At 68.9% G+C, this 18,923-nt stretch carries 17 protein-coding genes and 4 pseudogenes; 6 read left to right on the top strand and 15 right to left on the bottom strand.

What is annotated here, in order from left to right:
* Positions 1-22 precede the first annotated feature (22 nt).
* On the bottom strand, positions 23-268 hold the full coding sequence (locus RDV84_RS10625) for a helix-turn-helix domain-containing protein (protein WP_309153386.1): 246 nt from the start codon (positions 266-268) through the stop codon (positions 23-25).
* A gap of 160 nt (positions 269-428) precedes the next feature.
* Here RDV84_RS10625 and RDV84_RS10620 point away from each other — a divergent pair, with 160 nt between their 5' ends.
* Positions 429-875: a hypothetical protein gene (locus tag RDV84_RS10620; RefSeq protein ID WP_309153385.1), complete on the top strand. Its 447-nt coding sequence runs from the start codon at positions 429-431 to the stop codon at positions 873-875.
* A 117-nt stretch (positions 876-992) separates the two neighbouring features.
* On the opposite strand, the gene RDV84_RS10615 is transcribed toward RDV84_RS10620, so the two are convergent.
* The 6 genes and pseudogenes from RDV84_RS10615 to RDV84_RS10590 form a co-directional block, all read right to left on the bottom strand.
* Entirely contained in the window at positions 993-1,334 is a 342-nt protein-coding gene (locus tag RDV84_RS10615; protein WP_309153384.1) for a hypothetical protein, read from the bottom strand.
* Between the two features lie 72 nt (positions 1,335-1,406).
* On the bottom strand, positions 1,407-2,522 hold the full coding sequence (rodA, locus tag RDV84_RS10610) for a rod shape-determining protein RodA (protein ID WP_309153383.1): 1,116 nt from the start codon (positions 2,520-2,522) through the stop codon (positions 1,407-1,409).
* 254 nt (positions 2,523-2,776) lie between these two features.
* Positions 2,777-4,783 (bottom strand): annotated as a pseudogene (mrdA, locus tag RDV84_RS10605) (penicillin-binding protein 2); the annotation flags it as partial.
* Between the two features lies 1 nt (position 4,784).
* Entirely contained in the window at positions 4,785-5,270 is a 486-nt protein-coding gene (gene mreD / locus RDV84_RS10600; RefSeq protein WP_057949110.1) for a rod shape-determining protein MreD, read from the bottom strand.
* Positions 5,267-6,487: a rod shape-determining protein MreC gene (mreC, locus tag RDV84_RS10595; protein ID WP_309153381.1), complete on the bottom strand. Its 1,221-nt coding sequence runs from the start codon at positions 6,485-6,487 to the stop codon at positions 5,267-5,269. Before mreC ends, mreD begins: the two co-directional genes overlap by 4 nt.
* A gap of 185 nt (positions 6,488-6,672) precedes the next feature.
* Positions 6,673-7,719 (bottom strand): rod shape-determining protein, encoded by a 1,047-nt coding sequence (locus RDV84_RS10590; protein ID WP_057949112.1) that lies wholly within the window; start codon positions 7,717-7,719, stop codon positions 6,673-6,675.
* A 503-nt stretch (positions 7,720-8,222) separates the two neighbouring features.
* Here RDV84_RS10590 and RDV84_RS10585 point away from each other — a divergent pair.
* Entirely contained in the window at positions 8,223-9,155 is a 933-nt protein-coding gene (locus RDV84_RS10585) for a carbohydrate kinase family protein (protein WP_309153380.1), read from the top strand.
* Positions 9,156-9,245: 90 nt separating this feature from the next.
* Here the strand turns inward: RDV84_RS10585 and RDV84_RS26215 are convergent.
* The 6 genes and pseudogenes from RDV84_RS26215 to RDV84_RS10560 all read right to left on the bottom strand — a co-directional run.
* Positions 9,246-9,326, bottom strand: a pseudogene (locus tag RDV84_RS26215) (DUF6053 domain-containing protein); the annotation flags it as partial.
* 62 nt (positions 9,327-9,388) lie between these two features.
* On the bottom strand, positions 9,389-10,174 hold the full coding sequence (locus tag RDV84_RS10580; protein WP_309153379.1) for a GH25 family lysozyme: 786 nt from the start codon (positions 10,172-10,174) through the stop codon (positions 9,389-9,391).
* A gap of 156 nt (positions 10,175-10,330) precedes the next feature.
* A complete protein-coding gene (locus RDV84_RS10575; protein ID WP_309153378.1) occupies positions 10,331-11,002 on the bottom strand; it encodes a hypothetical protein in 672 nt (223 codons plus the stop codon).
* Between the two features lie 53 nt (positions 11,003-11,055).
* Positions 11,056-11,787, bottom strand: coding sequence for a hypothetical protein (locus RDV84_RS10570; protein ID WP_309153377.1), 732 nt, complete (start codon positions 11,785-11,787; stop codon positions 11,056-11,058).
* Positions 11,784-12,725 carry an alpha/beta fold hydrolase gene (locus RDV84_RS10565; protein WP_250449070.1) on the bottom strand — a complete coding sequence of 314 codons (942 nt, stop codon included), beginning with the start codon at positions 12,723-12,725 and terminating at the stop codon, positions 11,784-11,786. The genes RDV84_RS10570 and RDV84_RS10565 overlap by 4 nt, the downstream gene beginning before the upstream one ends.
* Positions 12,726-12,777: 52 nt before the next feature.
* Entirely contained in the window at positions 12,778-14,739 is a 1,962-nt protein-coding gene (locus tag RDV84_RS10560; protein ID WP_309153376.1) for a M1 family metallopeptidase, read from the bottom strand.
* Between the two features lie 305 nt (positions 14,740-15,044).
* Here RDV84_RS10560 and RDV84_RS10555 point away from each other — a divergent pair, with 305 nt between their 5' ends.
* On the top strand, positions 15,045-15,788 hold the full coding sequence (locus RDV84_RS10555; RefSeq protein WP_309153375.1) for an SDR family NAD(P)-dependent oxidoreductase: 744 nt from the start codon (positions 15,045-15,047) through the stop codon (positions 15,786-15,788).
* 217 nt (positions 15,789-16,005) lie between these two features.
* Here the strand turns inward: RDV84_RS10555 and ubiE are convergent, their stop codons facing one another.
* On the bottom strand, positions 16,006-16,770 hold the full coding sequence (gene ubiE, locus RDV84_RS10550) for a bifunctional demethylmenaquinone methyltransferase/2-methoxy-6-polyprenyl-1,4-benzoquinol methylase UbiE (protein ID WP_250449067.1): 765 nt from the start codon (positions 16,768-16,770) through the stop codon (positions 16,006-16,008).
* Here ubiE and RDV84_RS26205 point away from each other — a divergent pair.
* Both RDV84_RS26205 and RDV84_RS10545 read left to right on the top strand, forming a co-directional pair.
* Positions 16,769-16,939, top strand: coding sequence for a DUF6053 domain-containing protein (locus RDV84_RS26205; RefSeq protein WP_425606282.1), 171 nt, complete (start codon positions 16,769-16,771; stop codon positions 16,937-16,939). The genes ubiE and RDV84_RS26205 overlap by 2 nt on opposite strands.
* 44 nt (positions 16,940-16,983) lie before the next feature.
* Positions 16,984-17,461 (top strand): annotated as a pseudogene (locus RDV84_RS10545) (GNAT family N-acetyltransferase); the annotation flags it as partial.
* Positions 17,462-17,496: 35 nt separating this feature from the next.
* Here the strand turns inward: RDV84_RS10545 and RDV84_RS26200 are convergent.
* Positions 17,497-17,970 (bottom strand): annotated as a pseudogene (locus tag RDV84_RS26200) (DUF417 family protein); the annotation flags it as partial.
* Between the two features lie 488 nt (positions 17,971-18,458).
* Here RDV84_RS26200 and RDV84_RS10535 point away from each other — a divergent pair.
* The gene (locus tag RDV84_RS10535; RefSeq protein WP_057949121.1) at positions 18,459-18,914 is read left to right on the top strand and encodes a nucleoside deaminase; all 456 of its coding nucleotides are present in this window, start codon (positions 18,459-18,461) and stop codon (positions 18,912-18,914) included.
* Positions 18,915-18,923 lie beyond the last annotated feature (9 nt).

The raw sequence follows: 18,923 nt of genomic DNA, 5'->3' as shown, positions 1-18,923 counted from the left end.
AGACGTAAAATTTAAAATCACCTCATCGGATCGCCAATTCGAAACGTTTCACAAAGGAGCTCAACGAGACATTACAAGCGGCACAGTATTCCCGGAGTTGGATCAAGTCCAAACGGCGCGTGCCGCTTTCGATATCGCTTATATGAGATTGAGATCGTCCCAACACCTCGGCAAGAGCTACTTGTGTGATGCCTGAGGCTTGCCTCATCTCTTTGAGCAACCGGACAAGGATTGCGTGCTCGTCCTGATGTACCGACTTCTTAGGCATTTCTTGTGGCCTTGCTGTAACGAAGACCACAAAGACGCTATATCTACTTTCTAGATATCGGAAAACCAGATATAACTGTCTCGGCGTACTGGTCGCGATGATGCCTACCAGAGCGACCCGGCGCGGCTGCTCGCCTTCTGTCAGCTCGGAGAGAACCGTTATGTCTCACATCACAACCGCTTCATGCTCTACGCATCAGTTACTCCAACTATTGGAATCTGATCGAGATCACTTAGCTCAGACCCATCTCGCATGCCTAGATGTGAGTGTTCTGGAGTACCTGCAAACCAAGGCTTCAGGGCTGCACTTCCGTGCGCTTGGCGAGGCACGCAATCTACTGGATGTCGCATTGGAGGCACTGGAGCACCCTCTATCTCCAAATCATCAACGTTGCTTGCTCGAAAGAGCGGACGACGAGTTGGCATCGGCTCAACGTTGGAGCGAACTAGCCGCGAACGCTCGGTTCTGCCGGGAGCATCCCGAATTGGCGCTGCAATTGGCGGGCGATGCGTCGCCGGATGATGAGACGCTCGACAGAGCCCACCAGGCAGCGATCGGTGCGCCGACGCCGGGGCGCGCAAAACGAGGAGTGAAGATGCAGGACTGAAGCTATGGCATGCGGCCGGCGCATATCGTCCGAATCAGATTCCACGGGGCGGCGTAGTTCGCAGTCGCGGCTTGCGCCGCCCCTACAGCCAGATGACGCCCTTCGCCGACTGCCGATTCAACTCGCTACAAATTCGCCGCCCGAGTGCAGGCGACGAATGACGAGCGCGGCCAGCATCCCGTAGACGCCTTCCGGCGGGCAGTCGTTGTCGATAAAGCGGGCGCGGTCGATGGCGTAGGCGGTGCCCAATTCGGCGTTTGCGTGGGCGATGCCGGCCATGACGGCGTCGAGTACGGCTTGATCGGACAAAGGGCCGTGTACGCAAGTGCCCACGGCGGGCATGCGTTCGACCCGTGGCTCTGCATTCGGGTCTTGCGTGAGCCGCAGTTGCAGCAAGTTGTGCCTCGGGCCGGTGATGCGGCTGACGGTCAGGTATTCGCCCTGGCGGCTGTAGAACATGGGTGTCGGTGGCGGCGTTGTTGCGGGTTCGCGGTCGCGGCTTGCGCCGCTCCTACAGGTGGGCCATGCGGGTTAGCGGCCGCCGTGTACGGGTTTGTGAGCGCGTACGGCCATGACTACGCCCAGGCCGGCGAGCAGCGAGACAGCCGACGTACCGCCATAGCTCAACAACGGCATCGGCACGCCCACCACCGGCAGCAACCCGGAAATCATGCCGCCGTTGACGATCACGTAGACGAAGAACGCCAGCCCCAACGCGCCGGCGATCAAGCGCGAGTAGCCGTCGCGCGCGCCCGCGGCGATCCACAGGCAGCGGCCGACGACGAACAGGTACAGCGTCAGCACGGTGATCACGCCGACCCAGCCGAATTCCTCGCTGAGCACGGCGAAGATGAAGTCGGTGGTGTGTTCGGGCAGGTAGTTCAGGTGCGACTGCGAGCCCTGCAGCCAGCCCTTGCCGGTCATGCCGCCGGCGCCGATGGCGATCTTGGACTGGATGATGTTCCAGCCGGTGCCGAGCGGGTCGGTCTCGGGGTTGAGGAAGGTCAGGATGCGGTCTTTCTGGTACGGGCGCAGCAGCCAGAACCAGGCGACCGGGGCGATCGCGGAAACGGCGCCGAAGGCGGCGACGAACCACCACCACGACAGACCGGCGAGGTACAGCGCGAACGCGCCGCTGATGCCGACCAGCATCGCGGTGCCGAAGTCGGGCTGCAGCAGGATCAGCACGGTCGGCGCGCCGATCAGCACGCCGGCGACCAGCACGTTGAGGAACTTCGGCGGCAGTTGCTGGCGGTTGAGATACCACGCGACCATCATCGGCAGGCTCAGCTTGAGCAATTCGGCCGGCTGGAAGTAGAAGACTTTCAGGTCGATCCAGTGGCGGCCGTGCTTGCCGGTGCCGACCGCCAGCACGGCCAGCAGCGGGATCATCGACACGGCGTAGATCACCGGGGTCCAGTTGCGCAGTTGGGTGATCGACATGCGCGACAGGCCCCACATCGCGGCCAGGCCGACGGCGAAGCGCGAGCCCTGGGCGAACACCATGCGGGTGGAATGTTCGCCGGCGCTGTAGAGCACGGCCAGGCCGATGACCATCAGCGCCAGCAGCGCGGCCAGCATCATCAGGTCGAGGGTGCGGGTGAAGCGCAGGCCCAGGTCCCACAGGTAGCGCAGGATCACTCTCACCGCTGCGGCTCCACGGTCGGGCTCACGTCGTCGTCTTCGGGGTCGAGGTTGGGTTCGATCAGGGCGTCGTCGTGGCGCGCGGGCGCCGCGGCGCCGTCGGCGGCCGGTTCGGGCGGCGGCACGTAGCCGGGCAGGTTCGCCTGCAGGCCGGATTCGGCGCCGGCCGCGGCCTGCGGCACGTGGCCCGGCTGCGCGGCGACGCGGGCGTTGGCCATCGCCACCGCCTTGGCCCAGGCGCCGTTGACCGGCACCGCCACGACCTGGAGTTCGGCCGGCACCGCGGCGCCTTCGCCCGGCGCCTGGCCGGGCGAGACGGTCGGCGCGGAACCGGGCGCGACCGCGAGCGGGGCCACGGTCGGCGCGGGCTTGCCGTCCTTGCCCGCCGGCGCTTCGGGCATCTTGCCGAGCAGCCACGCGTCGAAGATCTTGCGCGCGATCGGCGCGGCGGTGCTGCCGCCGTAGCCGCCGTGTTCGACCACCACCGCGACCGCGATGGTCGGGTTCTCGGCCGGCGCGTAGCCGACGAACAGCGCCTGGTGGCGCAGGTGGTACGGCAGCGAATGCGGATTGAGGCTGACGTTGCCCTTGCGGCTGACCTTCTGCGCGGTGCCGGTCTTGCCGGCCATGCGGTACGGCGCGCCGCGCGCCATGATCCGCGCGGTGCCGCGGCCGCCGTGGATGGTCGATTCCATGCCCTCGTGCACGGCCTGCAAGTGCGCGGGGTTGTCGGTGATGCGCGTCGGTTCGTTGAGTTCCTTCGGCAGCCACGGCGATTCGTAACCCGTGCGGATCTCGCGCACCAGGTGCAGCTGGCGCAAGGTGCCGCCGTCGGCGATCGCGGCGGTGCCGCGCGCGAGCTGCAGCGCGGTCACCACCCAGTAACCTTGCCCGATGCCGGCGATGACGGTTTCGCCCGGGTACCAGCCTTCCTTCTTGTTGCGTTTGGCCTTCCACTCCGGCGACGGCAGGATGCCGACGTTCTCGCCGAGCAGGTCGATGCCGGTCTTCTGGCCGAAGCCGTAGCGCAGCATGTATTGGTCGACCTTCTGGATGCCCATGTCGAGGGCGAGCTTGTAGTAGTAGGTGTTGACCGACTGGGCGATGGATTCGCGCAGGTCGACCCAGCCGTGGCCGCCGCCGTGCGAGTCGCGGTAGCCGCGCTTCTGGCCGGGGATGTGGAACTCGCCGGTCGACAGGATCTTGTCCTCGGCGCGGCGCGCGCCGCTGTCGAGGCCGGCCAAAGCCATGAACGGCTTCATCGTCGAACCCGGCGGGCCGCCGCCGAGTACGTTGCGGTTGAACTGCGGGCGCGAGGGATCTTCGTTGAGCGCCTTGTAGTTGGCGCTGGAGATGCCGTTGACGAACAGATTGCTGTCGTAGCTCGGCAGGCTGACCATCGCCAGCACTTCGCCGGTGCGCGGGTCCACCGCGACCGCCGAGCCGTCCATGTCGCCGAACGCGGTGACCATCGCGCGCTGCAGGTCCAGGTCGATGCTCAGGCGCAGGTCGGCGCCGGGCTTGGCCGGTACGTGGCCGACCTGGCGGATCGGGCGGCCGTCGACATTCGTTTCGATCTGCTCGTAGCCGACCTGGCCGCGCAGTTGCTGTTCGTAGGAACGCTCCAGGCCGGTCTTGCCGATGTGGGTCAGCACGCCGGCGTTGACCCCGAGCGCTTCCTGGTCCTTGGTGTCGATGCGGCCGACGTAGCCGATCACGTGCGCGAACAGCTCGCCGTACGGGTAGCGGCGATTGAGGTAGGACACCAGCTCGACGCCGGGGAAACGCCAGCGGTCGACCGCGAACGCGGCGACTTCCTCGTCGCTGACGCGCAGCTTCAGCACGATCGGCTTGAACCCGCGGGTGGCCTTGCGCTCGGCTTCGAAGCGCGAGATGTCCTCGGGGGTCAGCGCGATCACCCGCGCCAGCTGCGGCAGCCATTTTTCGCTGTCGCCGGCTTCCGACGGGGTCACTTCGATCCGGAACGCGGGGACGTTGTCGGCGAGGATGCGGCCGCGGCGGTCGTAGATCAGGCCGCGTCCGGGCACGACCGGGCGCAGCTTGACCCGGTTCTGCTCCGAGCGCATCGCATAGTCGTCGTGTTGCCAGACCTGCAGGCGGAAGTACCAGAAGCCCAGGCCGACCACGCCGATCAGGACGAAGAAGAACGCGACCGCGGCGCGCAGGCGGAACTGGTCGGCCTCGGCCGCGGTGTTCTTGAGCACGCGCGGGCGGCGGTTGAGCAGGCGGCGGCGCGGGCCCATGTCAGCGCCTCCGCCAGGTGCCCAGGCGCAGCGCGTCGAGCAGCAGGAAGATCACCGGCCACAGCGCCATGCCGACCAGCGGCGCGAACCAGTAAGTGGTCGGCAGCGAGGGTTCGCGCAGGACCATGTGGACCACGGCGGTGACGATGCGGTCGTTGAGCATCAGGCCGCCGATCGCCAGCGCCTGCTGCGACAGCGGGAAGAACCGCAGCCGCGCGCGGAAGCGTTGCAGGATGAAGGCCATCACCACCAGCCGCAGCGCTTGTTCGCCGAGCAGGCCGTCGGAGACCAGGTCGCCGCACAGGCCGACGATGAAGGCGAAGCCCAGGCCGACGCGCTCGGGGTCTTCGATCACCCAATAGGCCAGGACCAGGCCGAGCCAGAACGGACGCAGCGGCGCCAGCACCTGCGGCATCGGCAGCAGGCTCAGCGCGAGCGCGGCGATCAGGCTGACCGGCAGCACCCAGTGGTGGCGGGCGCGGGTCATCGCTGCGGCTCCTGTGGGGCGTTGCGCGGTTGGGGGCGCGCGGCGGCGGGCGGCGCCGAGGTCGCGGGCGCGTTCGCCGGCGCGCGCTGCGCCGACGGGCGCGCGGCGGGCGCGGCGGCGTTGCGGCTGCCGGCCGCGGCGTTGGCGCCCGCGCCGGAACGCGCGCCCGCGGCGTCGGCCGGCGGCGCCGGTTCGATTTCAGACTTCAGTTCTTCCGGCGACGTCGCGCTGCGCGCCTTGGGCTTGCGCTGCTTGAGTTCGCTCAGGCGCTGCGCGGCGGCCTGCTCGGCCGCGGCCTGGGCTTCGGGCGTGGAGGCCGAGGCGGTCTCGGCCACCGCCGGCTGGGTGTCGAAGTCCTGCGTGTCCACCGGCGGCGGCGGCAGCGACAGCAGCACCAGCACTTCGCGGCCGCGGTCGAGCTGCGCGGCCGGCTTCACTTCGCCGACCAGGAACGCGCGGCTGTCGTCGGGCTTGAGCGCGGCGATGGTGCCGACCGGGAAGCCCGGCGGGAAGCGCCCGCCGAGGCCCGAGGTCACCACCACGTCGCCGACGCGCACGTCGCTGGACAGCGGCACGCTGCGCAGGGTCAGGCGGTCGCTGCGGCCTTCGCCGTACACCACCAGGCGCACGCCGTTGCGGGCGACGTTGACCGGCACCGCGTGCGAGGGGTCGGTGATCAGCAGCACGCTGGAGTGCAGCGGAGTGATGCCGGTGACCTGGCCGATCAGGCCGCCGGCATCGATCACGCTCTGGCCCACGCGCAGGCGCTCGCGGCTGCCGGCGTCGAGGATCAGGCGCTGTCGCGACGGGTCCAGGTCGATGTCGAGGATCGGCGCCAGCACCACGTCGAGGTTGCCGCGCTCGGCCACTTCCAACAGCCCGCGCAGGCGCTGGTTGTCGGCGGCGACCGACTGCAGCCGGGCCATGCGCGCCTGGTTCAGCAGCGCTTCGTTGCGCAGGCGGCGGTTCTCGTCGGTGAGCTGGCTCAGGGTGCCGGCGTCGTCGCTGACGCGTTCGACCAGCCGGCCGGGCCAGCCGGCCACGGCCCACAGCGGCGCGACCAGCGTCGCGGCCTGCTTGCGCGCCTGGCTCAGCCAGCCGCCGCGGTGGTCGAGCACGATCAGGGTCAGCGCCAGCGCCAGGTAGGCCATCAGGCGCAAGGTGTCGGCGACTTCGCCGCTGCGGGCTGCGGTGGGTGGGCCGGCGTAAGGGGGCATCGGGCCGGGAGGTCGCCGTTGGAATCAGAGGGAGTAGAAACGCGAACGCAGCGAAAGTTCGCTGCGCGCGTGACGATGGAGCCGGATTTGAATCTTAGCCACTGCAGCGCGCGCTGGGCGCATGGTCGGACCGCATCGGGGGAAACGCGGTCCGCGCACGCCGCGCGGTTGGATCGGCAGCCGGATCACTCCGGCGCGAAGAACTCGTTGCCGTGCATGTCCACCAGCTCCAGCGCGCGGCCGCCGCCGCGGGCGACGCAGGTCAGCGGGTCGTCGGCCACCTGCACGTGCAGGCCGGTTTCCTCGCTGATCAGGCGGTCCAGGTCGCGCAACAGCGCGCCGCCGCCGGTCAGGACGATGCCGCGCTCGGCGACGTCGGCGCACAGTTCCGGCGGGGTCTGCTCCAGCGCCAGCTTGATCGCCGAGACGATGCCCGACAGCGGCTCGCGCAGGGCTTCGAGCACTTCGTTGGAATTGATGGTGACCATCTTCGGCACGCCCTCGGCGAGGTTGCGGCCGGAGATCTCGACGGTGCTGGCGCGTTCCTGCGGGTAGGCGCAGCCGATCTCGAGCTTGATCCGCTCGGCGGTGGCTTCGCCGATCAGGGTGCCGTAGGTGCGGCGCACGTAGTTGATGATCGATTCGTCGAAGCGGTCGCCGCCGATGCGGACCGAGGCCGAGTAGACGATGCCGTTGAGCGCGATCACCGCGACCTCGGTGGTGCCGCCGCCGACGTCGACGACCATCGAGCCGCGCGCCTCGGTCACCGGCATGCCGGCGCCGATCGCCGCGGCCATCGGTTCCTCGATCAGGTAGACCTCGCGCGCGCCGGCCTCCTCGGCCGATTCCTTGATCGCGCGGCGCTCGACCTGGGTCGAGCCGCAGGGCACGCACACCAGCACGCGCGGGCTCGGGCGCAGGAAGCGCGATTTGTGCACCTTGCGGATGAAATGCTTGAGCATTTCCTCGGTATAGGTGAAGTCGGCGATGACGCCGTCCTTCATCGGCCGGATGGTGGTGATGTGGCCCGGGGTACGGCCGAGCATCTGCTTGGCCTCGCCGCCCACCGCCGCGACCGTACGGTTGCCGCCGATCATGCGGTCCTGGCGCACCGCGACCACGGACGGCTCGTTCAGCACGATGCCCTGGCCGCGCACATAAATGAGGGTATTCGCCGTGCCCAGGTCGATGGACAGGTCGTTGGAGAACATGCCGCGAAACTTCTTGAACATCGGGGGATTGGGCCGTCAAAAATGGGGGCGGAGCGGGGCCGTTAGCCTAGCAATCGCCCCCCCTGCGAGCAAGGAAAATCAACGGTTTCGGGCGCCGCCGGCTATTCAGCCAAGGCCCGCCCGGAGCGGCCCGGGACCCTGGGGATAACCCTAGGCCGGGGACCTGGCGGGGCCGGTCGGGGACCGGGTCCGGGGCGGGGTCCGGGGTCGCCCCCGGCACCGGCCGGGCCCATGCCTCGGGGCGGTCCACACGGCGCCCCGTCCCCGCCGCGCGACCGGCGCCGTGGCCGATCCCGGGGCCGGACTTCGCCGCTTCGAGGCGATCCCGATGCCATCCACGCGCCCCCGGCACGCAAAAAACTGGCCGCGCGCGCGTCCAGCCGCTACGCTACCGCCGCCGGGCGGCCACAAACCGCCCGTTCTTGCATTCGCGGACCGGCGCTTGCCGGTTTTTCCGTCCGCGACGACGACGCGACCAATAACAATCTTCGGGGTGAACCTACATGTCTGCGCTGATCTGCGGCTCGCTGGCCTACGACACCATCATGGTGTTTCCGGACCAGTTCAAGAACCACATCCTGCCCGACAAGGTCCACATCCTGAACGTCTCGTTCCTGGTGCCGCGCATGCGCCGCGAGTTCGGCGGCTGCGCCGGCAACATCGCCTACAACCTCAAGCTGCTCGGCGGCGATCCGATCCCGATGGCCACCGTCGGCCAGGACTTCGGCCCGTACCGCGCGCACCTGGAGTCCTACGGCATCCGCCTGGACTGCGTGCGCGTGTTCGAAGAGCAGTTCACGCCGCAGTGCTTCATCACCACCGACCTGGACAACAACCAGATCACCGCGTTCCATCCCGGCGCGATGTCGAACTCGCACAGCAACCACGTGCGCGACGTCGCCGGCGTCACCTTCGGCATCGTCGCGCCGGACGGCCGCGAGGGCATGCTGCAGAACTCCAAGGAATTCGCCGAGCTCGGCATTCCCTTCATCTTCGACCCGGGCCAGGCGATGCCGCTGTTCAACGGCGAAGAACTGCGCGCGTTCATCGAGCAGGCCGACTACGTGGTGGTCAACGACTACGAGTCGAACCTGCTGCAGACCCGCACCGGCTGGGACGAGAAGCAGATCGTGTCGCGGGTGAAGGCCTACATCACCACGCTCGGCCCGCGCGGCGCGATCATCCACACGCCGAAAGAGACCTACACCATCCCGCCGGCGTACGAGCGCCGCGTGACCGATCCGACCGGCTGCGGCGACGCGTTCCGCGCCGGCCTGATCTTCGGCATCGAGAAGGGCTACGACTGGATGACCATCGGCCGCATGGGCAACCTGATGGGCGCGCTGAAGGTCGAGCATCCGGGCACCCAGAACCAGCGCTTCGACTACGCCGAGTTCGCCGAACAGTTCCGCCAGCAGTTCGGTTACGCGCTGTAACCGCAGCGGCGTTCGCGACACCCGAAAAATCCCGGCTCCGGCCGGGATTTTTTTGGGCCCTCGCCGCTTCTTGGAAGACTTGGCTGTCGTGGGAGGGCCTTCAGGCCCGATGCTTTCGTCTCGGATCGCGGCGACCTGAGCGGAAGGCATCGGGCCTGAAGGCCCTCCCACAACAGCGTTCGCAAGCCGCGATCGCGAATCCGCAATTAAGACGAAACCTTCGACGCGACCGGTTATTGCACGCTCGCGGCTCGTGCCGCTCCGGCAGGCGGATCGCGCGGTTGTGCGTGCGCGTCGCGCCAACGCGCGAACGCGGCGGCGTCGCCGTCGAATACGTTGAGGTCCACCGGCCCGTCGATGCCCGCCACCCGCGCGCGGTTGTGGTATTGCCACAGCGTCCACGCGGCGCGCGAATCCGGCGCGCGCAGGATCGCGCGCCGCCACAGCGGCCGCGACGGCAGCGCCGCGCGGTAGGCGTCGAAGAATTCCGGGGTCACGTACAGCAACGCCGGTTTGCCGTAAGCGGCTTCCACCCCCGCCAGGAACGCATCGAGCTCGGCGCGCATCGCCGCGCCGTCGGGGCGGCGCCCGCAGTTGCCGCCGAATTCCAGATCCACCGCCGGCGGCAGCGCGTCGGCGGCGGCCGGCGCGGCGGCGAGGAAGTTCGCCGCCTGCGCTCCGCCGTCGCGGCAGAAGGTGAAGAAGTGATACGCGCCGACGGCAACGCCGGCCACGCGCGCGTCGCGCGCATTGGCCGCGTAGCGGCGGTCGCGGTGGTCGCCGCCTTCACTGGCCTTGAGGTAGGCGAAGGCGACGTCGTCGCGCGCGACCGCGCGCCAGTCGATCGCGCCCTGGTGGTGCGACACGTCGATGCCGCGCAGCGGGTAACGCGTGCGGTCGGGTTGCCAGTGCAGGAACCACCAGCGCGCGGCTATGCTCAGCGCCAGCGCGGCCACAGCGATAGCCAAAGTACGCCTGGCGATGCGGCGCCAACGGGCAAGAGTGAGTTTATCGGGCATGAGAGCGGATCCGTGTGCGGCCGAGTCCATGGCTGCGCGACCATTCTTCCCCAGTAGCCCAGGCCCTGGCCATAGCGTCGGCGCCGCTGTCGCGACTGGATTCAGCGTGACGCCGATACGACCGGGCGTCCGCCATCGCATCCTGTCCGGACGCCGCTATTCGTCCTCACCTTTCGCATCGGCGTCCTTGGACAACGGCACGCCCGCGCGGGTCAGGATCGCGTTGATCGCGCGCAGGTCGCTCATTTCGTAAGCCTGGCCGTCGCCGCTGTCTTGCTTGCCGTCTACCACGACCTTGACCTGCCCGCAGTGGTAGCACAACAGGACTTCGTATCGATGCGCCTGGTCGGCGAATGCAAGCGCATGGCGGTACACCGCACCACAGGCATAGCCGAAGTTTGGCACCTTGCCGAGCGATTCGCGGGCGGCCTGCAGCACGACAAGGCGGTCGGCGCCGCTGGTTTCCACGCGGCCAAGGACACGATTGGCATCGATGCAGGCGTACCCCCTGCACCATCGGCGCCGATCCTTTTCGAACAAAGCGTCTATCCGCCCGGATCGTTTCGCCTCGGGCAGTTTGTGCCAGGCAGTAGGGACGCGCGGTGCTTGCCAAGGTTCAAGCGAGTACAGGGTCAATGTCTCCGTCTGCTCCAGCGCCGCCAGCGCCTGGGCGCGCAGACTTCCGGCCTTGGGCGGTTCGACTTCGACCTTGAAGTCCTGGTTTTCGGCAGGCGTCCCCGGCTGCGGCTCGTTGGTTTGCGCAGCTGCCGCCATCGGCGCCAACGCGAGCGCGAGCGCGAATAACCGTCCTTTGTTCAGCGAATCCATTCGTCCCCCGCCGCTCGCTGCCTATGGTTTGCCGATGACGCCGCGACGACGCCTCACTTCCACCCCGGCATCTTCTCCGGCTTCAACCCGCCCACCTCGAACGTCGCGGTGCGGGTGCCGCCGGCCTTGACCGGAAACTCGATGCTCAATTCCTTCGCCCCGCCGAGCATCCGCCACAGCGCGCGCTCGTCCTCGACGAACATGGCGATGGCCTCGTCGGTCTTGGGCCGGCTGCCGGCCATGGTCTTGACCTTGCCGTCGATGCCGACCTTGAGCTTGCAACCGCCGTAGCAGTTGAAGTCGCCGACCTGCAGCACGAGGTAGCTGCTGCGGCCCCAGTCGGGATGGTCGCGGAAGATCAGCTGCACCGGGCGCGGGGTGCTGCCGTCGGTCTCCACGTTCGCCTTGGCATAGATCGAGGCCGACAGCTGGGTGCCGTCCTTGCCCTTGGCCAGCTTGACCGGCGTGCTCATGTACGACCACAGCGATTCGACCCGGCGCTGCTCGCGCGCGGTCTTGGCCTTGCCCTGCGCTTCCTCGTATTGGGCGCGGATGCGTTCGGCGGTGGGCGTGCCGGCGTACTTCGACGTCACGATCTCGCCGTAGGCGGCGGCCATGTCCCACTTCTGCTCGGCGTAGGCGCTGTCGAAGTTCTTGGCCTCGGCCGCGGCGGCCTGTTCCTTCTGCGCGGCCAGGGCGGCTTCGGCGGCCTTGGGATCGGGCTTGTCGCAACCGGCCAGGATCATCGCGGCGGCGAGCAGGGCGGTGGCTTGACGGACGTTCATCGCGGGCGGGCCTCGGTTATCAGTCGGTTCACCGCCTCGGCGGCTTGTTGCGGGCGTTCGACGATCGACATATGGCCGCAGCCTTGCAGCAGCACGCGTTGCGCCTGCGGCAGGCGCGCGGCGTACAGGTCCAGCGCGCTGGGATCGATCACCACGTCCTGCGCGCACCATAACAGCAGCGACGGCTGGCGGATGCCGGCGGCCTCGATGCCCGGCAGGAAGCGCTCGTCGCTGCGGCCGATCTTGTCGAGCACCGATTGCTCGAACGCGGCGTCGCGGCGGCGCTTGTCGATGTAGATGCGGCTGGCCGGCCACGGGATGACCGGCTTGGCCGCGTCGTCGTAGAACACGATGTCGATGTAGCGCTGCAGCGAGGCCGCATCGTCGACCGCGAACGGGTTCTTGCCGCGCAGCACCGCCAGTCCGAAGGCGTTGTCGTTGAAGCGCACGCCGGCGGCGTCGAACAGGCCCATGCGGTCCACGTCGTGCGGATGCCGCGCGGTCGTCAGCGCGACGATGCCGCCGCCCATCGAATGACCGAGCAGCACCACCTCGCTGCCGGGCTTGCGCGCCACTTGCTCGATGAAGCGCGCCACGCGCGCGCTCTGGGCGAGGAAGCCGTAGTCGCCGCCGGCCTTGCGCTCGCTTTCGCCCCAGCCCGGCAGGTCCGGCGCGAACAGGCGGTAGCGGCCGCGCAGGCGTTGCGCCAGCGGGTACCAGTTCTCCTTGCTGCCGGTGAAGCCGTGGATCATCACCACGGTCGGCGCGTTCGCGGGCGCGTCGTCGTTGTAGGCGTAGACCCAGCGGTGATCGTCGATCTTCGCCGCGTTGCGGGTCAGCCCGGCTTGCCAGCGCTGGCGCGCGTAGTCGGCCAACACCACGCGGTAGGGATCGGGCCACAGCCAGATCGCCAGCGCGCACAGCAAGACGGCCGCCACGAGGGCGGCCGTCCCGAGCAGGGCGCGAGACTTGCGCATGCGCCCTGCGCGCTTACTGGCCCGCCGCCGCGGCCGGCGCCGGCTTGGCCTTGGCGATGACCGCCTCGACCGAACCGGTGGTGATCGGGTGGTAGCCCGGCTTGGCCTTGGCGAAGGTGTCCTCGGCCAGCTTCAGGCCTTCGGGGGTTTTCGCCAGTTCGGTGTAGGTCGGCATGATCAGCTTGCGCCGGCCGATCTTTTCCAGGAACGCGGCGATCGCCTTGTCGGCATCGTGGTAACCGCTGCGCACCGTCAGCGGATACCAGCGCTGGGCGATCTCGCCGTTCGGCGTGCCGGTGAACTTGTAGGCCGCGTCCAGCGCCTTGAGCTGCTCGACGCTGAGCGTTTCGGGCATGCCCTCGATGAAGTGCACCCACTCCTGCGTGCTCCACTTCGCGGACGCCGCGGCCGCGGGCAGCGTGCCGCCGTCGACCCAGGCCTTGCGCGCGGCGTCGACCGCGTCGAAGCGCGGCGACACCGTCGCCGGCGCCGACTTCGGGATGCCCGGGCCGTAGATCCACTCGTCCAGCTCGGCCTCGCTGACCTTGCCCGGGTGCTTGGCCAGCAGGTTGGCCTTGGCGTATTCGACGAACTTGGTGGTCGGGATCGACTGGAACGCGAAGTGGTCGAAGTAGCTGCGCAGGAACGGGTCGAACACCTCGCGGCCGTAGCGCTGTTCGAGGAACTGCAGGAACCACGCGCCCTTGGTGTAGACGGTCGCGCTGGAGGCGTCGTCGGGATCCTTCAGCGTGCCCGGCTTCAGCGCCAGCGCCTGCAGCTTGGGATCGATGGTCTTGAACTCGGCGGCCAGTTCGTTGCGGCCGATCACGTTCTCCATGTCGGCGCGCTCCTTGCCGTACAGCGACTCGACGATGCGGTTCTCGACGTAGCTGGTGAAGCCTTCGTTGAGCCAGCCGTCCTTGCTGCTGCTGAAGGTGACCAGGTTGCCCGACCAGCTGTGCGCGAGTTCGTGCGCGACCAGCGACACCAGCGACTTGTCGCCGACGATCACGGTCGGGGTGGCGAAGGTCAGGCGCGGGTTCTCCATGCCGCCGTACGGGAACGACGGCGGCAGCACCAGGATGTCGTAGCGCTCCCAGCGATAGGGACCGTAGAGCTTCTCGGTGGTCTCCATCATCTTTTCGGTGTCGGCGAATTCGGTCGCGGCCTTCTTGACCATCGCCGGCTCGGCCCACACGCCGCTGCGGTTGGAGATCGGCTGGAAGCTCAGGTCGCCGGCGGCGATGGCGAGCAGGTACGACGGGATCTTCTGCGGCATCTTGAAGCTGTAGTCGCCGTCGCGCGCCGCCTTCGGATCGTTGTCGGCGCTCATCAGCACCATCGCGTCGTTCGGCGCGGTCACGTGCGCGGTGTAGGTGAAGCGCACGCTCGGCGTATCCTGCAGCGGTACCCACGAACGCGCGTGGATCTGCTGCGACTGGCTGAACATGAAGGGCTGCTTCTTGCCCTCGGTCATCGACGGCTCCAGCCACTGCAGGCCGGACGCGCCCGGCGACGTGAGGTAGGCCACGCGGATGCGCTTGTTGCGCTGCGGCGCGTCGATGGTGAGCTTGCTGCCGAGGGTCTTGTCGGCCTCGGCCAGGGCGAACGTGAGGTCCTGCCACTTGCCGTCGGCGCTTTCGCCGGTGACCTTGTCGATCTTGAGGTCGCGGGTGTCCAGCACCAGCTGGTTGGCCTTGGGATCGGTCCAGTCGAGCGTGTAGGTGGCGCTGCCGGCCAGGGTCTTGGCGGCGAAATCGACCTTCAGCTCCAGCGCGAGGTCGTCGATGCGGACCAGGTCGGGCTGGGCGTAGGAGTGTTCGTCGCGGTCGGCCGCGGCAACGGCGGTGTCGCTCACTTTGGCCTCCGGGGTCGCGGCGGGCTTGCTGGAATCGGCGGCCGGCGCGGATTCGCGCGAGCAGCCGGCGGCGGCGAGGGCCGCGACGAGACAGACGGAGAGGGTCGAAATGCGCATCGGAAAACCACGGAAGCCGGTGAATGGCCGAGTGTAGCGCCTCGCCCCGGGCCGGGGCTTGTGCATCTTGGCAGTCGGCGCGGGCGGCGCTCGCGCGGCGCCGCGGCGGCGGACCGGCATCGGCGCGGGCGCGCGACCGGCCCGGAACGGGTGCGCCGCGGGCGGGCAGAATCCGGATCGGGCCCGCCCCGCCGGACGGTCTGCGATGCGCGCCACGATATGCAGCGTCCCGGCCACGCGCACTGGCGCGACGGTCGCAGCCCGGCTAGCCTTGTACCGTTATTCCATCATTCGGAACTTTAGACATGACCCTTCCTCTCGCAGGCAAAGTCGCTCTCGTCACCGGCGCCAGCCGCGGCATCGGCGCCGCCATCGCCCGCCGTCTCGCCGCCGACGGCGCCGACGTGGCGATCACCTATGTCAGCTCCGCCCAGCGCGCCGAGGACCTCGCCGCGCAGATCCGCGCCGACGGCCGCCGCGCGATCGCCATCGCCGCCGACAGCGCCGACGCGCAGGCGGTGACCGCCGCGGTCGAGCGCACCGTGGCCGAACTCGGCGGGCTCGACATCCTGGTCAACAACGCCGGGGTCTGGACCTACGGCCCGTTCGAGGACGAATCGCTGGAGAACTACGAGCGGGTCATGGCGATCCACGTGCGCGCGCCGTTCGTGGCGGCGCAGGCGGCGTCCAAGCACCTGCCGCGCGGCGGCCGCATCGTCACCATCGGCAGTTGCCTGGGCGAACGCGTCGGCGCGCCGGGGATGGCGCTGTACTCGCTGAGCAAGGCCGCGGTGGTCGGGCTCAGCAAGGGCCTGGCGCAGGACCTCGGCCCGCGCGGGATCACCGTCAACACGGTGCAGCCGGGGCCGATCGACACCGACATGAATCCGGCCGACGGCGAAGGCGCCGACCACCAGCGCGGCGGCTTGCCCCTGGGCGAGTTCGGCACTGCCGACGACATCGCCGCGACCGTGGCGCATCTGGCGGGGCCGGGCGGCGCGTTCATCACCGGCACGCAGATTTCGGTGGATGGCGGGTTTTCGGCCTGATACGCGGTGGGGCGCAGGTCTCGATGCCGGTTCGCGGCGATTCGAGCGGAAGGCGTCGGGGCTGAAGCGCCTCCCACGAGTTTCGTCGCGGTGAAGCCCTGGATGTCCGCAAACGCGGGGATCCAGAGACTTCAGCGCCATGCCCCGACAAACGCCCGCCGCAACAAAAAACGCCGGGCGATGCCCGGCGTTTTGGTCTGCGCGAACCGCGAACGCGTCAGGCCTTGTAGCCCGTATGCACCGCGCAGATCCCCGCCGACAGGTTCTTGTAGTCCACCCGCGCGAATCCGGCATCGACCATCATCCGCTTGAGTTCGTCCTGCGGCGGATGCTTGCGGATGCTCTCGGCCAGGTAGCGGTAACTCTCGCTGTCGTTGGCGAACAGCTTGCCCAGCTTCGGCAGCACGTTGAACGAGTGGAAGTCGTAGATCGGCTTGAACCAGTCGGCCTTCACTTCCGAGAACTCCAGCACCCGCGCCTGGCCGCCGACCTTGAGCACGCGCAGCATCTCGCGCAGCGCGGCGTCCTTGTCGGTGACGTTGCGCAGGCCGAAGGCGATGGTGACCAGGTCGAAGCTGGCGTCCGGGAACGGCAGCGCCTCGGCGTTGCACTGCACGTATTCGAAGCCGGACACGCGGCCGCGGTCGGTCATGCGGTCGCGGCCGACCTTGAGCATGTCGTAGTTGATGTCGCCCAGCACGATGCTGCCGCTGTCGCCGACGCGGTCGCGCAACAGCGCGGCGATGTCGCCGGTGCCGCCGGCCAGGTCGAGCACGCGGTCGCCGCGGCGGACCTGGGCGGTGGCGGTGAAGTAGCGCTTCCAGACCCGATGGATGCCCAGGCTCATCAGGTCGTTCATCAGGTCGTAGTTGCCGGCGACCGAGGAGAACACTTCGCCGACCAACTTGCGCTTCTGTTCGCGCGGCACGTCGCGGAAACCGAAGTGGGTGGTGTCGTCGGTCTGGGGCTTGGATTCGTTCATGGGCGCGATTATCGCATGGCCGCCGGGCCGGGGCTTTGCCCTGGTGGCAGGGCCTTCAGGCCCGATGCTTTTGTTTCGGACCGAGGCGACCTGCGACCAAAGCATCGGGCCTGAAGGCCCTCCCACGAAAGTCCTCCTTCCCGCGGGAAAAATCCCCCAAAAGGATTAGCCCCGCCCCGCTCCGCCGGCCGCCCGCTTTGGCATGATGCGGGGATGACCGCGACCGTGACCTGGCAAGCCAAGCGCTACGCCGACCTCAGCCTCGACGAGCTCTATGAGCTGCTGCAACTGCGCTCGCAGGTGTTCGTGATCGAGCAGGACTGCGTCTACCTCGATCCCGACGGCAAGGACCGCCATCCCGAGGCGGTGCACCTGATGGGCCGCGCCGGCGACGGCCGGCTGGCGGCCTATCTGCGCATCCTGCCGGCCGGCCTGAGCTATCCCCAGGTCAGCTTCGGCCGGGTGCTGACCGCGGCGGAGTTCCGCGGCCAGCGCCTCGGCGGGCCGCTGCTGGAGGCGGCGCTGATCGAGATCGAGCGGCGCTGGCCCGGCGCCGACATCCAGATCGGCGCGCAATCGCACCTGCAGGCCTACTACGGCCGCTACGGGTTCGAGCCCGCGTCCGAGCCCTACGTCGAGGACGGCATCCCGCACATCGACCTGCTACGGCGCGGGCGCGGCGCCGGCTGATCCGCCGCGGCCCGCGGCCGCACCCGCGCGTAGCAACGCCAGCGCGCCGAGCAGCAGCAACAGGTCCTTGAGCAGGAACTGGCCGGTACCGCCGACGAACGGCGCGCCGTAACCCGGCTGCCAGCCCGGCGGGGTGAACAGGAAGCTGTTGGTCAGCAGATAGGTCGCCACCGCCGCCCACAGGCCCCAGCGCGCCAGCCGCGGCCGCCACGGCCACAGCGCGATCGACGCCGCGGTCGCCAGTTCGACCGCGCCGATCAGGTTCGACGCGCCCTGCACGTCCAGCGGCCCGTACAGCCAGGAAAACAGCGGGCTGGAGCGCATCAGCCCGGCCACGCCCTCGGCTTCGACCTGGGTGAACTTCATCAGCCCGATCCACACCAGCACCAGCAACTGCCCGGCCCACAGCGTCCACAGCGCGCGCGCGCCGCCGCGTTCGTGCGCGAACACGCCCAGCGCGAGGCCGGCGATGCCCAGGTGCTTGAGCAGGGTCTGGCCCGAACCGATCATCGGGAAACCGTCGTACGGCGGCTGGTGGATCCACGCCGCCGGGCTCAGCAAGCCCAGCAGGCCGGTGCCCCAGAACGCCATCGCGGCCAGCGCCGCGCCGCGGCGCCAACGGCCCGCGGGCGCGACCAGCAACGCCGCGCCGATCGCGCATTCCAGCGCGCCCAGCGCCGGGCTCAGCCACGCCGCCTGCGACGCCAACCCCGCCAGCCCGCTCGCGCTCAAGAACTGGGCCAGGGCCGCGATCTCGAAATCGAACGCGCGCATCGCGCCGAACCACAGCATCCACAGGCCCAGGACCCGGGCCGACACCTCCCACACGCGCGCCAACGGCGCGCGCTGCATCGCACAGTGCATCGCTCCACTCCAGTGTGTCCCGCGCATTTCGCGCGTACCCATAAGAGGCCGGCGCGGCGCGAAAGGATTCGCCGCCCCTCGACCCGGACGCGCCGGCGCGCCAGACTGCGCAGCGATACGCACCGGAGCCCCGCATGATCGCCACCCCCGACTACCGCGCCCTGCTCGCCACCGCCGTCGCCGAGGCCCGCCAGGGCATCGCCGAGGGCGGCATCCCGATCGGCGCCGCGCTCTATCACAACGACGGCCGCCTGCTCGGCTGCGGCCACAACCGCCGCATCCAGGAGAACGATCCCTCGGTGCACGGCGAAACCGACGCCTTCCGCAAGGCCGGCCGCCAGCGCCGCTACCGCGACACGATCATGGTCACCACCCTGGCGCCGTGCTGGTACTGCAGCGGGCTGGTGCGCCAGTTCAACATCGGCACGGTGGTGGTCGGCGAATCGGTCAACTTCCGCGGCGGCATCGACTGGCTGCGCGAGAGCGGGGTCGAGGTGATCGACCTGGCCGACCAGGAATGCATCGACCTGCTCGGCGGCTACATCGCGGCCAATCCCGAAGTCTGGAACGAGGACATCGGCGAAGACTGAGCCGCCGCC

Origin of the sequence: Lysobacter yananisis (assembly GCF_031199375.1) — a bacterium.
GTDB classification, from domain to species: domain Bacteria; phylum Pseudomonadota; class Gammaproteobacteria; order Xanthomonadales; family Xanthomonadaceae; genus Lysobacter; species Lysobacter yananisis.
Note: the sequence above shows the minus strand (reverse complement) of the source record. Positions and strands in the feature narration are given on the sequence as shown.

Excerpts from the sequence above, each read along its gene's own strand:
- RDV84_RS10625 (WP_309153386.1), bottom strand. The coding sequence starts at position 268 with ATGCCTAAGAAGTCGGTACATCAGGACGAGCACGCAATCCTTGTCCGG.
- RDV84_RS10620 (WP_309153385.1), top strand. The coding sequence starts at position 429 with ATGTCTCACATCACAACCGCTTCATGCTCTACGCATCAGTTACTCCAA.
- RDV84_RS10615 (WP_309153384.1), bottom strand. The coding sequence starts at position 1,334 with ATGTTCTACAGCCGCCAGGGCGAATACCTGACCGTCAGCCGCATCACC.
- mreD (WP_057949110.1), bottom strand. The coding sequence starts at position 5,270 with ATGACCCGCGCCCGCCACCACTGGGTGCTGCCGGTCAGCCTGATCGCC.
- mreC (WP_309153381.1), bottom strand. The coding sequence starts at position 6,487 with ATGCCCCCTTACGCCGGCCCACCCACCGCAGCCCGCAGCGGCGAAGTC.
- RDV84_RS10590 (WP_057949112.1), bottom strand. The coding sequence starts at position 7,719 with ATGTTCAAGAAGTTTCGCGGCATGTTCTCCAACGACCTGTCCATCGAC.
- RDV84_RS10585 (WP_309153380.1), top strand. The coding sequence starts at position 8,223 with ATGTCTGCGCTGATCTGCGGCTCGCTGGCCTACGACACCATCATGGTG.
- RDV84_RS10580 (WP_309153379.1), bottom strand. The coding sequence starts at position 10,174 with ATGCCCGATAAACTCACTCTTGCCCGTTGGCGCCGCATCGCCAGGCGT.
- RDV84_RS10575 (WP_309153378.1), bottom strand. The coding sequence starts at position 11,002 with ATGGATTCGCTGAACAAAGGACGGTTATTCGCGCTCGCGCTCGCGTTG.
- RDV84_RS10570 (WP_309153377.1), bottom strand. The coding sequence starts at position 11,787 with ATGAACGTCCGTCAAGCCACCGCCCTGCTCGCCGCCGCGATGATCCTG.
- RDV84_RS10560 (WP_309153376.1), bottom strand. The coding sequence starts at position 14,739 with ATGCGCATTTCGACCCTCTCCGTCTGTCTCGTCGCGGCCCTCGCCGCC.
- RDV84_RS10555 (WP_309153375.1), top strand. The coding sequence starts at position 15,045 with ATGACCCTTCCTCTCGCAGGCAAAGTCGCTCTCGTCACCGGCGCCAGC.
- RDV84_RS26205 (WP_425606282.1), top strand. The coding sequence starts at position 16,769 with ATGGGCGCGATTATCGCATGGCCGCCGGGCCGGGGCTTTGCCCTGGTG.
- ubiE (WP_250449067.1), bottom strand. The coding sequence starts at position 16,770 with ATGAACGAATCCAAGCCCCAGACCGACGACACCACCCACTTCGGTTTC.
- RDV84_RS10535 (WP_057949121.1), top strand. The coding sequence starts at position 18,459 with ATGATCGCCACCCCCGACTACCGCGCCCTGCTCGCCACCGCCGTCGCC.